Source organism: Parasphingomonas caseinilytica, assembly GCF_036663755.1.
Classification (GTDB): Bacteria; Pseudomonadota; Alphaproteobacteria; order Sphingomonadales; family Sphingomonadaceae; genus Sphingomonas.
Map to the genome: position 1 here is coordinate 775,940 of NZ_JAXOJL010000001.1, position 12,740 is coordinate 788,679.

The window sequence follows — 12,740 nt, forward strand, 5'->3', positions numbered from 1 at the left end:
TCGGCCCTTGGGCGTCGTACGCGCCCGAGCCTTGCAGGATCGACGCCGGCGATGGGCCTCCCATCGCCGGCGTTTCCTTTTCCGCCCGCCCCCGCAAAAGTTTCCCTACCCCCCGCCAAAGCAAGCTTCGGTTGCGTGAGCCCGCGCGGGCGGCCATCTGACAGCGATGGCCAATCTTCTCGATCCCACCGCCCGCGGGCGCGTCATCCTCGTCGGGGCCGGGCCGGGCGACCCCGGACTGCTCACCGTCCGCGCGGTCGAGGCGCTCGCCCAAGCCGATATCGTTGTGCATGACGGCCTGATCGATCCCCGCGTGCTGGAGATCGCCCCCGCCTCCGCGCAACGCATTTCCGTCGCCAAACAGCGCGCGCGCCACACCCTGCCGCAGGAGGCGATCAATGCGTTGATCGTCGCGCATGTAAAGACCGGGTCGATCGTCGTGCGTCTGAAGGGCGGCGATCCGTTCATCTTCGGGCGCGGCGGCGAGGAGGTCGAGGCGGTGCGCGCCGCCGGCCTGGCCGTGGAAGTCATCCCCGGCGTCTCCGCTGCTTTGGGTTGCGCAGCCGAGGCGATGTTGCCGCTCACCCACCGCGACCATAGCAGCGTGGTCAGCTTCGTAGCCGGCCAGTGCAAGGGCCTGACCGAACAGGACTGGTCCGGTCTCGCCGGGCAGGGCCGCACGCTCGTCATCTATATGGGCGTCGCCACCGCAACCGACATCGCCGACAAGCTGATCGCCGATGGCGTCGCGCCCGACATGCCGGTCGCCGTACTGGAAAAAGGCACGTTGAAGGGCCACCGTGCGATCAAGACGTTGCTCGCCGATCTCGGCCCGATGGTGGCGCGCGAACGCGTGGCCTCCCCCGCGATCATCGTCGTAGGCGAGGTGGTGGATCTCAGCGACGCCGAAGACAAGCTCGCCCGCTGGGCACGCATTGCGGAGGCGGCGGCATGAAACTCCTCACCGGCAACGACCTGCCCTCGGGTGATGTGATCTGGTGGACCGGCAATGGCTGGTCCCGCCATGTCGAGGATGCGACCGACGTCGCCGACAAGGGCGAGGCGATCGGCCGCGCCGAGGAAAGCGTGCAACACGTCACCGGCCCCTACGTCATCGACGCGACCCGCACCGAAGACGGCCCCCGCCCCGCCCACATCAAGGACCGCATTCGAGCGCTGGGTCCGACCGTGCGACCAGACCTGACGCTGAAGCCCGCCGACCCGAGCGCGGGAAGTTGGGTGATATGAACCTCCTCTTCCGTCACCCCAGCGAAGGCTGGGGTCTCGTGCCGCAACCGCGCGCTCCATTGCTTGAGATCCCAGCCTGCGCTGGGATGACGAGGTAAGCCATGTATAAATACGACCAATACGACCAGCAGATCGTCGACGATCGCGTCGCCGAATTCCGCGATCAGGTGAAGCGCCGCCTCGCCGGGCAGATCACCGAGGATCAGTTCAAACCGCTACGCCTGATGAACGGTCTGTACCTGCAATTGCACGCGTACATGCTGCGCGTCGCCATCCCCTATGGCACGCTCGACAGCCGCCAGATGCGCATGCTCGCGCACATCGCGCGCAAATACGATCGCGATTACGGCCACTTCACCACGCGCCAGAACCTGCAATATAATTGGATCAAGCTGGAAGACGCGCCGGACATCCTCGCCGATCTCGCCACGGTCGAGATGCATGCGATCCAGACATCCGGAAACTGCATCCGCAACATCAGCTCCGATCAATATGCCGGTGCCGCCGCGGACGAGGTCGCCGATCCGCGCATCTGGGCCGAGTTGCTGCGCCAGTGGAGCACCTTCCACCCCGAATTCAGCTACCTGCCACGCAAGTTCAAGATCTGCGTCATCGGCGCGGACGAGGATCGCGCGGCGATGCGCCTGCACGATATCGGCATCCAGCTTGTAAAGCGGGACGGCGTGCTGGGTGGCAAGATCTTCGTCGGTGGCGGTATGGGCCGCACGCCGATGATCGCGCCCGAAATCAAGGACTTCGTCACCGCCGACGATCTGCTCAGCTATGTCGAGGCATGCCTGCGCGTCTACAATCGCTACGGCCGGCGCGACAATATCTACAAGGCGCGGATCAAGATCCTGATCCACGAGATCGGCGCGGATTCGTACCGCGCGCAGGTCGAGGAGGAATTCGCCCACGTCAAATCGCTCGGTCTCGATCCACCCAAAGCCGAGTTCGATCGCATCGCCAAGATGTTCGCCGATCCCGCCTTCGCGGCGGACGACGGCGCGCAGCCCGATCGCAGCGACCCCGATTTCGCGCTCTGGCTCGATCAGAACGTCAAGCCGCACAAGCAGCCCGGCTACCGCATCGTCAATATCAGCCTGAAGCCGACCGGCGGCATCCCCGGCGACGCAAGTTCCGCACAGATCGATCTGATGGCCGATCTGGCCGAGCGCTACAGCTTCGACGAACTGCGCATCACGCATGCGCAGAACATCGTCCTGCCGCATGTCCGCAGCGCCGATCTTCACGCGATATGGCAACAGCTCGACGCCGCCGGTCTCGCTCCCGCCAACCTCGATCTGATCAGCGACATCATCGCCTGCCCCGGCCTCGATTATTGCAGCCTCGCCAATGCCCGTTCGATCCCGCTCGCGCAGAAAATCACCGAGCGCTACGCCGACCCCGCGAAGCAGCGCGAGATCGGTGAGTTGAAGCTCAAGATCAGCGGCTGCATCAACGCCTGCGGCCATCATCACGCCGGTCATATCGGCATCCTCGGCGTCGACAAGAAGGGCACCGAAAACTACCAATTGCTGCTCGGCGGATCGGGCGCGGAGGATGTCAGCCTCGGCAAGATCACCGGCCCCGGCTTCGATGAGGACGGCGTGGTCGATGCGATCGAGCGCGTGACCGACAAATATCTCGTCGTCCGCGAAACCGGCGAACGCTTCATCGACACCTATCGCCGCGTCGGCATGGCCCCGTTCAAGGAGGCGATCTATGGGTGATCTGCTGCGATATCGTGATGATCAACCGCACGACGAACCTGCCGTCACGATGGATGCGTTCCTCGGCCAGACCAACGCCACCGCAGTCCGGATCGAGGCCGGCGACGATGCCCGTGCGCTGATCCCGCATCTCGAACAGATCGCCTTGGTCGAGGTCAGCTTCCCCAGCTTCCGCGACGGCCGCGGCTACAGCGCCGCACGCATCCTGCGCGAGGCCGGCTATACCGGTGAACTGCGCGCGCAGGGCGACGTGCTGGTCGATCAATTGCTGCCGATGCGCCGCTGCGGCTTCGACAGCTTCGCACCCGAGGCGGAGATCGACGCCGCCACCGCGGAAGCCAGCCTGTCGCGCTACGAGGACTTTTACCAAAAAGCCGCCGACGGAATCGTGCCGGTGTGGAAGAAACGTCATGGCTGAAGCCGCCCGCCGTCTCGATACGATCCACGTCACGCCCTTCACCAAAGTCGATGCGGCTGAAATGAACGCGCGCTTCGCCGGCGTGGGCACGCAGGACATGCTCGCCGAACTGCTCACCGGCGAACTGAAGAATCGCGTCGCCGCGGTCTCGTCGTTCGGTGCGGAGAGCGCGGTGCTGCTGCACATCATCGCCGAGATCGACAAGGACGTGCCGGTCATCTTCATCAACACGCAGAAGATCTTCGGCGAAACCCTGCAATATCGCGACGAACTGTCCGAACGCCTGGGCTTCACCGAGTTGCGCGTGTTCCGCCCGGATCCGCGCATCCTCGCCGCCAAGGACGGCACCGGCCTGCGCTGGAACTACGATCCCGACGGCTGCTGCGACCTACGCAAGGTCGAACCGCTGCGCCGCGCGCTTGCGCCCTTCGATGCGTGGATTTCCGGCCGCAAGGGCTTCCAGGCCGGCACCCGCCTGGCGATGCCGCGCTTCGAGGAAGACGAAGGCCGGCTGAAACTCAACCCGCTGGCCGATTGGGACAAGGATCGCCTGAACGCCTATTTCGCGGCGCACAACCTCCCGCGCCACCCGCTGGAGGCCGAAGGTTATCCCTCGATCGGCTGCGCGCCCTGCACCTCCAAGGTGCAACCCGGCGAAGACCCCCGCGCCGGTCGCTGGCGCGGCTGGGAAAAGGTCGAGTGCGGGATCCACGTGGCCGAGAAGCCGGGCGAGGAACCGGTTTTCTAGGAATCACGCCAGCGAGGTCGAACGCCAATAACCCCGTTCGTGCTGAGCCTGTCGAAGCACGTGCCCCGGACACCGGCCTCCGCCTGGAACACGCCCTTCGACAGGCTCAGGGCGAACGGTAGCTTGGTGTTCAGTCCGCGATAACAAAACTCAAAGTCCGCGCCTCCACATCCGCCGCCACCAGCCGCACGGACACCGCATCCCCAGGCCGCCCGCTCGTCTTCACGCTCGCTACCACCGCCAGATCGCGCAACTGGATATGCGCCCCGCGATCGTCCGCATCGACGATCGTCGCCGCGAACACCTCGCCTTCGCGCCCGTGCAGCATCACCGCCTCCGCCAGATCGACCGCCGCGCGATCGATCCGCCCGCCGATCGCATCGGCGCGCGCCATCACCGGCGGCAGCGTCTCGAATGCCTGCGCGACGACATCCGGCACCGCCTTGCCATTCGCGATCGCCAACGCCGCCTGCACGACATAGCGATCCGCCAGCCGCCTGAGCGGCGCGGTCGCATGCGCATAGGTCGCTGCCATCGCCGCATGCCACGGCACCACACCCTCGCGATACGGCACATAGGACGCGCCACTCCCCGCCCGGCGCAGCGCGATCATGAACGCGGCCTGCGCCGGATCCGCGCCGTTCAGCGTCGGCTCGAACGCGGCGAGCGACGTGGCCGCCGGCCAGTCCAGCCCCAGTCCCGCCGCGATCTGCCGCAGGCGTTGCACCGCCCGCTCGTCCGGCCCGGCCATCACGCGGAACAGCCCGGTATGATGCGCCTGCAACGCCGCCGCGACCGCCAGGTTCGTCGCCAGCGATAGCGCCGCATTGCGATCCTCCGATTCCAGCCGGGGCGCGAACGCCAGCCGGAAGCGGCCGTCGCCGGTCCCCTCCACCTCCTGCTGCGGCGGATCGACCCGGCTCGCCCCGCGCCGCGCCTCGGCATCGGTGATTCGCGTCGACAGATCCGCGAAATCCGCCGGCAAATCGCTATCCCGCACGCTGTCATAGGCCAGCTTCGCCCGGCTGCGGATCACCGCGCGCTCCACCCCGTCCAGCGCCACCGCACCATCCGGCGCCACCCGCACCGCGAACACCACCGCCGGGCGCGGCCCATCCGGCAACAGGCTCGCCGCGCCTTCCGCCAGCACCGGCGGATACAGCCCGGCCTTGCCATCGGGCAGATACAAGGTCGTGCCGCGCTTCCACGCCTCCACGTCGATCGCCCCACCGTCGTCGACGAACCACGCCACATCGGCGATCGCATAATGGAGCAGCAGGTCTGCCCCGCTGCGCTCGATCGCGAACGCCTGGTCGAGGTCGGTCGAACTCGCCGGATCGAGCGTGACGAACGGCATCGCGGTGCGATCGACATGCGCGGTCGGCGCGCGCTTCGCCGCCACGTCCGCCGCAGCCAGCACCTCCGGCGGAAACCCCACGGGCACCGCGAACTGCGCCCGGATCGCCGCCAGCCCCGGCGTCAGCACCAGATCCGGATCGTTGAGCGTCTTCAAGACCGGACGCCCGCGATCAATATCCTTCGCCGACCAGATCCGAGAACCGCGTCACGCTCGGCTCGAACTTCAACATCACCTTGCCCGTCGCACCGTGACGCTGTTTCGCGATGATCAGTTCGGCCAGCCCGAACACGCGCTCCATGTCGGTCGCCCATTGCGCATGATCCTCGAAGATCTTGGCGTTGTCGCCCTCGGTCGGGCGTTTCGGCTCCTTCGCCGCAACGTAATAATCCTCGCGAAACACGAACATCACGATATCCGCGTCCTGCTCGATCGATCCCGATTCACGCAAATCCGACAGCTGCGGGCGCTTGTCCTCGCGGCTTTCCACCTGACGGCTGAGCTGCGACAGCGCCATCACCGGCACGTTCATGTCCTTGGCCAAAGTCTTCAACCCGCGCGAAATCTCGGAGATTTCCTGCACGCGTCCGTCGCTCGATGCCTTGGCCGATCCGGTCAGCAGCTGGAGGTAATCGATGATCACCAGCCCGATCTCATTGTTATGCCGCCGCTGCAAGCGCCGCATGCGCGTATGCAACCCGCCGATCGTCAAGCCGGCCGTATCGTCGATGAACAGCGGCAGATTCTCGAGATCGGCGGCGGCGGCGGCGAGCTGGTTGAACTCCTGCCGGCTGATCTTGCCCATGCGCAGCGCCTCGGAACTGATCCGCGCCTGCTCCGCCAGAATACGCGTCGCCAACTGGTCGGCGGACATTTCCAGGCTGAAGAACGCCACCTTCGCGCCCATCGACGCGGCATGCTCCATCCCGTCGGCGCGGTCGCGCATGTAGCGCTGCGCGGCGTTGAACGCGATGTTGGTAGCGAGCGACGTCTTGCCCATGCCCGGACGACCGGCGAGGATCATCAGATCGGAATTGTGCATGCCGCCGATCTTGGAATTGACGCTGTCCAGGCCGGTGGTGATGCCCGACAGATGCCCGCCGGAATTCAGCGCGCGCTGCGCCATCTTCACCGCCATCGTCGTCGCCTGCGCGAAGGTCTTGACCGCGCTTTCGGTGCCGCCATCGGCCGCGACCTTGAACAATTCCTCTTCCGCCGCCTCGATCTGCGCGCGCGGATTGACCTCCTCCGAGGTATCCATCGCCCGCTCGACCAGCCCGCGCCCCACCGTCACCAGCGTCCGCAGCATCGCCAGATCGTAGATCTGCTGCGCGAACTGCCGCGCGCCGATCAGGCCTGCGCCACTGCCGGTCAATTGCGCGAGATAGGCCGGCCCGCCGACCTCCTTCATGCCCGCATCGCTCTCGAACATCGGGCGCAGCGTCACCGGCGTCGCCAGCATGTCGGCGGCACGCGCGGTCTTGATCGCACCGAAGATACGGCCGTGCAGCGGCTCGAAGAAATGCTCCGGCTCCAGCTTGTCGATCAGATCGTCGGCCAGCCGGTTGTCGATCATCATCGCCCCCAGCATCGCCGCCTCCGCCTCCACATTCTGTGGCAGGCTGGTCGATTCGGGGACGGGCTGGATGGGAATGATGGTGGCCATCGCCCGCTCATAGCCCCCCCGCCTTATCTCTCAACCCGCTTTGCGCCGAACAGCATGTGGATTGCGGGGACGGATGACACAGCAAAAAGCCGCCGGCCTTTCGGCCGACGGCTTTTCGTTGAGGCGATCAAGCCGTCTTAGGCGTAGGCGACGGTCGTCTTGACCTTGCGGCTGCGCGCGGCCGCTCCGATCATGCCGAAGCCGAGGATCATCATGCCCCAGGTCGCCGTCTCCGGAACGGCGGCAACCGCGCCGAACTGTACGTTGCCCGTCTGGGAATTGTTCAGCAGAGCGCCCTGAATGCGCATACCTGCGCCCGGCGTGCTCGTCGGATTGTAGCAGCTCGAAGTCTGCAGACAGAAATAGTTGATCGACGATCCGAGATTTGGTGCCTGGAACAACGCATAGTTGGTGCCGGCGGCCGAGAAATTGTAGAACAGGCCCGTGGCAGTGGCGGTCAGCGCAGAACCTGCGATGCCCACCGCTCCGTTGCTGTTGGTCAGGTTGAACGTCGCCGTGCCATCGTTCAAGATCAGATTGAAGGCGGTGATGTTCGTGCTTGCGATCGCGCCGATCGTGTTGTCGGTCGTGATCGTGCCGGTGACGCTGCCCGCGCCGATCGTCTGCGATATGACATAGGTGGTGGCGGAAGCCGGCAGTGCGATTGCGGCACCGGCGATCATCGTGGCGGCGAGCAGGGCGTTCATCTTGTTCATGGTCGTTTCCTAAATTGAGCGAGCCGCTGACCGGCCTCGCATCAATCATCGCAACCATCGTGCCAATGGCGGATTTCCCGGGAGTAATTTGGTAAATGCCCCCGCGCGAAATAGTGAATGTAAGAATTTCTTACGCTATATTAACCATTTAACCGTTTTTCTCGCGATTGTCTTATATCTGGCAAGACCAGTTCGGTGTTTTTCTCTCAGCGCCGTGACAGTCACGACCCACGTTGCGCTCAGGGCCACGCTCGCGGCGTACGGGAAATCCGGAGAAAGCGATCGGGCCCGTTGCACCAGCGCAAGCCGCTCGGCACCAACCCTCACACGGATTGTCCCGGCGGCGCTTCCCCGATAGGGCGTGACGATGGCCGACCCGCGGATCATCGATGTCGTATTGGACGAACGCACCATCCTGTGGCGGTCGGCCGATATCGAACAGGAACGTCGCATCGCGATCTTCGATCTGATCGAGGGCAATCATTTCGCCCCGCAGCGCGAACATGCCGATGGCTATGCCGGCCCCTACAAGATCGCACTGACCGTCGAGGAAGGGCGGCTCGGCATCGCGATCAACCGCGCCGACGATAGCCATCTCGAAACCTACGTCCTCGGGCTCGGCCGCTTCCGCCGCCCGATCAAGGATTATTTCGCGATCTGCGACAGTTATTACGCCGCGATCCGCAACGCGACGCCGGCGCAGATCGAGACCGTCGACATGGCCCGGCGCGGCATCCACAACGAAGCCGCCGAATTGCTCAAGGAGCGGCTGGAGGGCAAGATCGAGATCGATTTCGACACCGCCCGCCGCCTGTTCACGCTCATCTGCGTGCTGCACATCAAGGGTTGAGGGCGGGTGAGCTTGCGCCTTTTCGGACGCCGCCTCGGCTGGGCGGGCGTGGCCCTGTTCGGCCTCGTGGCGATCGCCCTGCTCGGCTGGGTCTTCGTCACCGGCTGGCATCCGTCGCGCAAGGATTACATGTTCCAGGGCGTCGATGTCGATGAAAGCAAGGGCGCGATCCACTGGCCGACCGTTGCCGCCTCCGGGGCCGACTTCGCCTATATGCGCGCGACGATGGGCGCGGACGGGCGCGATGGGCAATTCGCCACCAGCTGGGCCGATGCACATGCCGCCGGCATGCGGCGCGGCGCGCTGCACGTCTGGTCCTTCTGCCGGCTGGCGGCGGATCAGGCGAACAATTTCAACACCACCGTGCCGCGCGTGGCCGATGCCCTGCCCGCCGCGGTGCTGATCGATTTCTCGCCGGATTGCGCCTCACACCCCAACCGCGACGTGGTGATCGCGGAAGTGACACGCTTCGTCACGATGGTCGAATCGCACACCGGCAAGCCGATCCTGCTCAAGATCGCCGCCCCGGTCGAGGCGGCCTACACCCTCTCCGCCGGGGTGAACCGACCGCTATGGAGCCTGCGCAACTTCTTCCCGCCGGATTACGCCGCGCGCCCCTGGCGCATGTGGCAGGCCAGCGACATGCGCCGCATCGACGGCATCGACGGCCCGGTGCATTGGAACGTGGTGGCACCGTGAGCGTGGTTAGTTATCTGCCTCCCTTCCCGTTATCTCCTCCTCCGTTCGTGCTGAGCTTGTCGAAGCACATGTCCCAAACCGCCGTTTCACAGGTTCAAGGCGAACGGCCCGATGACACAAACCGGTGTAGATGATCCGATGACTGGAAACCCGATGCCCGCCCCAAATCTCGACAACGCCACCCGCGACACCCTGATCGCCGCCGCCCGCGAAGCCGCAACCCGCGCCCACGCCCCCTATTCCAATTTCGGCGTGGGTGCCGCCCTGCTGCTCACCGACGGCAGCATCGTCACCGGCGCGAACTTCGAAAACGCCAGCTACGGCCTGTCGCTCTGCGCCGAGACCGTAGCCCTTGCCACCGCAAACAGCGCCGGCCGCCTCGCCGACGTGCTGGCGGTCGGCGTGATCGGCGGCGCGATCCGCAATGGCGCGGTGACGGGCGAAACCCCGGTCGGCCCCTGCGGCCGTTGCCGCCAAGTGATCAACGAAGCCGCCCAGATCGGCCGGCGCGACATCATCGTCTGGTGCGGCAGCGCGACCGGCGAACAGGTCGATCGCCATATGCTGTCCGATTTGCTCCCCCACGCCTTTGGCCCGAAGGATCTGGGGATCGGATGAGCGCGGTGGAATGACCCGTCTGGCCGCAATCACGATAATCTTTCCGCATCGACCGCTTGTCCACAAGCAAACGGTCGTTAAGTTTATCCGAGACCAGGCAGAGGGTGTGAAATGATCGCCGCATTCATGAGTGCGCTTGCCGTTCTGGGAGCTGCACAGGCTAGCCCTTCCCCCTCGGTCGGCCGCTGGGCTTTGCGGATGGAACCAGCCCACTGCTCGCTGGAAAGGCGAGATCCGGAATCATCATCCACGCTCTCGATCGACACCGTCCCGGGGAGCGATAGCTACCGTCTGGCGGTCACGAGCGAAAGCCTTGGGGCCCCGGCATCTTTCCAGCCAGCTACGCTTATCTTTGCTCCCTCGCAGAAGGTATCGAGCGGTTTAGCAAGCGTCGCCGAATTGCCCAACAAGACGTCCGTCATTTGGATGCAAGGGCTATCGCCTTCGTTTATGGAAGACGTTGCTGGTGCGACGACCGTTACACTGACCACCAAAAAGGGTGTCGGGATAACGGTGCCGCTCGCCCGCATCGCCAACGCCGTCGAAGCGCTACGCCGATGCAGCGCCGACCAGCTTGTAGAATGGGGTGCCGATCCCGCTCAATTTCTCCCTGGCGGCACGACACCAGTCGCCTTGAAACCTCGGGATGCCTGGATATCGAACGGCGATTTCCTCGCGCTGGCAGGCCAGTCCAACCGGTCCACGATCAACGATGTTTTTCGCCTCACCGTGACACCCGACGGCGTTGCCGCAACGTGCCATGCGACAGCGGAGATCACCGAGCCAGCCTTGGAAAAAAGCGTGTGCGCGGCTGTGCTCAACAAGCGCCTTTTCAATCCCGCAAAAGGTGCCAGCGGCAGTGCGGTGCCCGGCGCCGCCACGTTCACGGTCAATCTGATGCGAAAAGTATCTTAGGTTTCGCGGCCGCTTCGCACTTGTCACGTCCAGGAATGGCCGGCCCCATCACCGCCGACCCAAGACATTTCCCCAACCAGACCGCAGGCCCTTGCATCACATCGCCCGACCCGCGAAACAAACGCCTTCAATCCGGAGCAAGCACCCGCAATGTCCATCCTGTCCGACCGCTGGATCCGCGAACAGGCGCTGTCGTCCGGCATGATCGAGCCGTTCGTCGATCGCCAGAAGCGCGACGGTTGCATCAGTTACGGCCTGTCCTCCTACGGCTATGACGCGCGCGTGTCGGACGAGTTCAAGATCTTCACCAATATCGACAGCGTGATCGTCGATCCGAAGGATTTCGCCGCCAACAGCTTCGTCGACCGCAAGACCGATGTGTGCATCATCCCGCCGAACAGCTTCGCCTTGGCCCGGACGGTCGAATATTTCCGGATCCCGCGCGATGTGCTGGTCATCTGCCTCGGCAAATCAACCTATGCGCGCTGCGGGATCATCGTCAACGTGACCCCGCTGGAACCCGGCTGGGAGGGGCATGTGACGCTCGAATTCTCGAACACCACCCCGCTGCCGGCGAAGATCTACGCCAACGAAGGCGCCTGCCAGTTCCTGTTCCTGCAAGGCAATGAACCGTGCGAAGTCAGCTACGCCGACCGCGCCGGAAAATATATGGGCCAGCGCGGGGTAACGCTGCCGAAGCTGTAGCTTTCACGGACAGTTGGGCGATCGGACAGGTCCAAATCGGATGGCCGCTTAACTAACGGCGAGCCAGATTATCGCAACCGCGACCAAGCACCAATGCCTCAAATCGAGCCGTCAGCGCGATGAAAGCTGTATCCCCGCCAATTGCCGCAAGCCCCTCTGCGCCAGCGCATGCGACCACGCCGTCGTGTCGGCCGAAAGGTCCATCAACACGTCGGGCTGCGCCAGCACCGCGGCGTACAGCGCCCGAGCATCGGCTGCGCGATCCGTACGCACATAGATTGCGGCAAGGTTGAGCATCAGTTCCGGACGCTGCGGAAACGATTTCAACTCGGAGGTCAGCGTCCGCTCGGCCCGAGCATAATTGCCGGTGGCAATCTGGCGATATCCAGTGTGATCCTGCGCCTCGACCAAGGACGGCACAGCCGCCGTTCCGAGCAAAGCCATAGCAGCAACCAGCATCCGCATGATCGATCTCCCGTAACCGACCTTCCATTAGCTGGAAGGTTTCAGTTTTGTGACATCAATATTTCACCTTTATGACGCGTTGGCAAGTCCGATGAAACCGGCGGCACAAACGAAAAAGGGCGGCCCCGCGGGACCGCCCTTCAATATCGAAACCGATCCGAAAATCAGAAGTCGTTGCGATACTGCTCGTTGCCGATGAAGCCGAGCTTCGTCACGCCGGAACGTTTGATCACCGCCAGAATCTCGTCGACGCGCGCGTAACGCGCCTGAGGATCGGGCTGGAAGTGCAGCTCCGGCTCGGGCTTGATCTGCGTCGTCTGCTCCAGATACTGCTGCAGGGTCACCGGATCGACCGGTGCGCCGTTCCACGAAACCTGGCCCGCGGTATCGATCACGACCTTGTTCTTTTGCGGGTCGATGATCGGCTGCTTGTTCGACGGATCGTTCACGGGAAGATCGACCTTCACCGCATGCGTCTGGATCGGAATGGTGATGATGAACATGATGAGGAGCACGAGCAGGACGTCGATCAACGGCGTCATGTTCATTTCCATCATCGGTTCACCGTCGTCGGAACCGCCACTCATTGCCATATCAAATTA

The 12,740-nt window shown here is 64.3% G+C and carries 15 protein-coding genes; 10 read left to right on the forward strand and 5 right to left on the reverse strand.

From position 1 onward, the window contains the following. Positions 1–166 precede the first annotated feature (166 nt). The 5 genes from cobA (at position 167) to U1738_RS03640 (ending at position 4,147) form a co-directional block, all read left to right on the forward strand. Complete coding sequence (gene cobA, locus U1738_RS03620) at positions 167–955, forward strand: uroporphyrinogen-III C-methyltransferase (protein WP_332787648.1); 789 nt, start codon at positions 167–169, stop codon at positions 953–955. Then, on the forward strand, positions 952–1,248 hold the full coding sequence (locus U1738_RS03625) for a DUF2849 domain-containing protein (protein WP_332787649.1): 297 nt from the start codon (positions 952–954) through the stop codon (positions 1,246–1,248). Before cobA ends, U1738_RS03625 begins: the two co-directional genes overlap by 4 nt. 101 nt (positions 1,249–1,349) lie before the next feature. Then, positions 1,350–2,981, forward strand: coding sequence for a nitrite/sulfite reductase (locus U1738_RS03630; protein ID WP_332787650.1), 1,632 nt, complete (start codon positions 1,350–1,352; stop codon positions 2,979–2,981). Beyond that, entirely contained in the window at positions 2,974–3,399 is a 426-nt protein-coding gene (locus U1738_RS03635) for a DUF934 domain-containing protein (protein ID WP_332787651.1), read from the forward strand. Before U1738_RS03630 ends, U1738_RS03635 begins: the two co-directional genes overlap by 8 nt. After that, entirely contained in the window at positions 3,392–4,147 is a 756-nt protein-coding gene (locus U1738_RS03640) for a phosphoadenylyl-sulfate reductase (protein ID WP_332787652.1), read from the forward strand. Before U1738_RS03635 ends, U1738_RS03640 begins: the two co-directional genes overlap by 8 nt. Before the next feature lie 130 nt (positions 4,148–4,277). Here the strand turns inward: U1738_RS03640 and U1738_RS03645 are convergent, their stop codons facing one another. The 3 genes from U1738_RS03645 to U1738_RS03655 all read right to left on the reverse strand — a co-directional run bounded on the left by U1738_RS03645 (position 4,278) and on the right by U1738_RS03655 (position 7,886). Then, positions 4,278–5,660, reverse strand: a complete 1,383-nt coding sequence (locus tag U1738_RS03645; RefSeq protein WP_332787653.1) for an RNB domain-containing ribonuclease — start codon at positions 5,658–5,660, stop codon at positions 4,278–4,280. A gap of 16 nt (positions 5,661–5,676) precedes the next feature. Next, positions 5,677–7,170, reverse strand: a complete 1,494-nt coding sequence (locus tag U1738_RS03650) for a replicative DNA helicase (RefSeq protein ID WP_332787654.1) — start codon at positions 7,168–7,170, stop codon at positions 5,677–5,679. Positions 7,171–7,307: 137 nt separating this feature from the next. After that, complete coding sequence (locus tag U1738_RS03655; RefSeq protein WP_332787655.1) at positions 7,308–7,886, reverse strand: PEPxxWA-CTERM sorting domain-containing protein; 579 nt, start codon at positions 7,884–7,886, stop codon at positions 7,308–7,310. A gap of 367 nt (positions 7,887–8,253) precedes the next feature. Between U1738_RS03655 and U1738_RS03660 the strand changes: the two genes are divergently transcribed. The 5 genes from U1738_RS03660 (at position 8,254) to dcd (ending at position 11,673) form a co-directional block, all read left to right on the forward strand. After that, positions 8,254–8,736, forward strand: coding sequence for a UPF0262 family protein (locus U1738_RS03660; protein ID WP_332787656.1), 483 nt, complete (start codon positions 8,254–8,256; stop codon positions 8,734–8,736). Positions 8,737–8,742: 6 nt separating this feature from the next. Next, entirely contained in the window at positions 8,743–9,435 is a 693-nt protein-coding gene (locus tag U1738_RS03665; protein ID WP_332787657.1) for a GH25 family lysozyme, read from the forward strand. A 153-nt stretch (positions 9,436–9,588) separates the two neighbouring features. Next, positions 9,589–10,053 (forward strand): cytidine deaminase, encoded by a 465-nt coding sequence (locus tag U1738_RS03670; protein ID WP_332787658.1) that lies wholly within the window; start codon positions 9,589–9,591, stop codon positions 10,051–10,053. A gap of 111 nt (positions 10,054–10,164) precedes the next feature. Further along, on the forward strand, positions 10,165–10,968 hold the full coding sequence (locus tag U1738_RS03675) for a hypothetical protein (protein WP_332787659.1): 804 nt from the start codon (positions 10,165–10,167) through the stop codon (positions 10,966–10,968). Positions 10,969–11,118: 150 nt separating this feature from the next. Then, a complete protein-coding gene (dcd, locus tag U1738_RS03680) occupies positions 11,119–11,673 on the forward strand; it encodes a dCTP deaminase (RefSeq protein ID WP_332787660.1) in 555 nt (184 codons plus the stop codon). Between the two features lie 111 nt (positions 11,674–11,784). On the opposite strand, the gene U1738_RS03685 is transcribed toward dcd, so the two are convergent. Both U1738_RS03685 and U1738_RS03690 read right to left on the reverse strand, forming a co-directional pair. Further along, entirely contained in the window at positions 11,785–12,138 is a 354-nt protein-coding gene (locus U1738_RS03685; protein WP_332787661.1) for a tetratricopeptide repeat protein, read from the reverse strand. 164 nt (positions 12,139–12,302) lie between these two features. Then, on the reverse strand, positions 12,303–12,731 hold the full coding sequence (locus tag U1738_RS03690) for an ExbD/TolR family protein (RefSeq protein ID WP_332787662.1): 429 nt from the start codon (positions 12,729–12,731) through the stop codon (positions 12,303–12,305). Between the last annotated feature and the right edge of the window lie 9 nt (positions 12,732–12,740).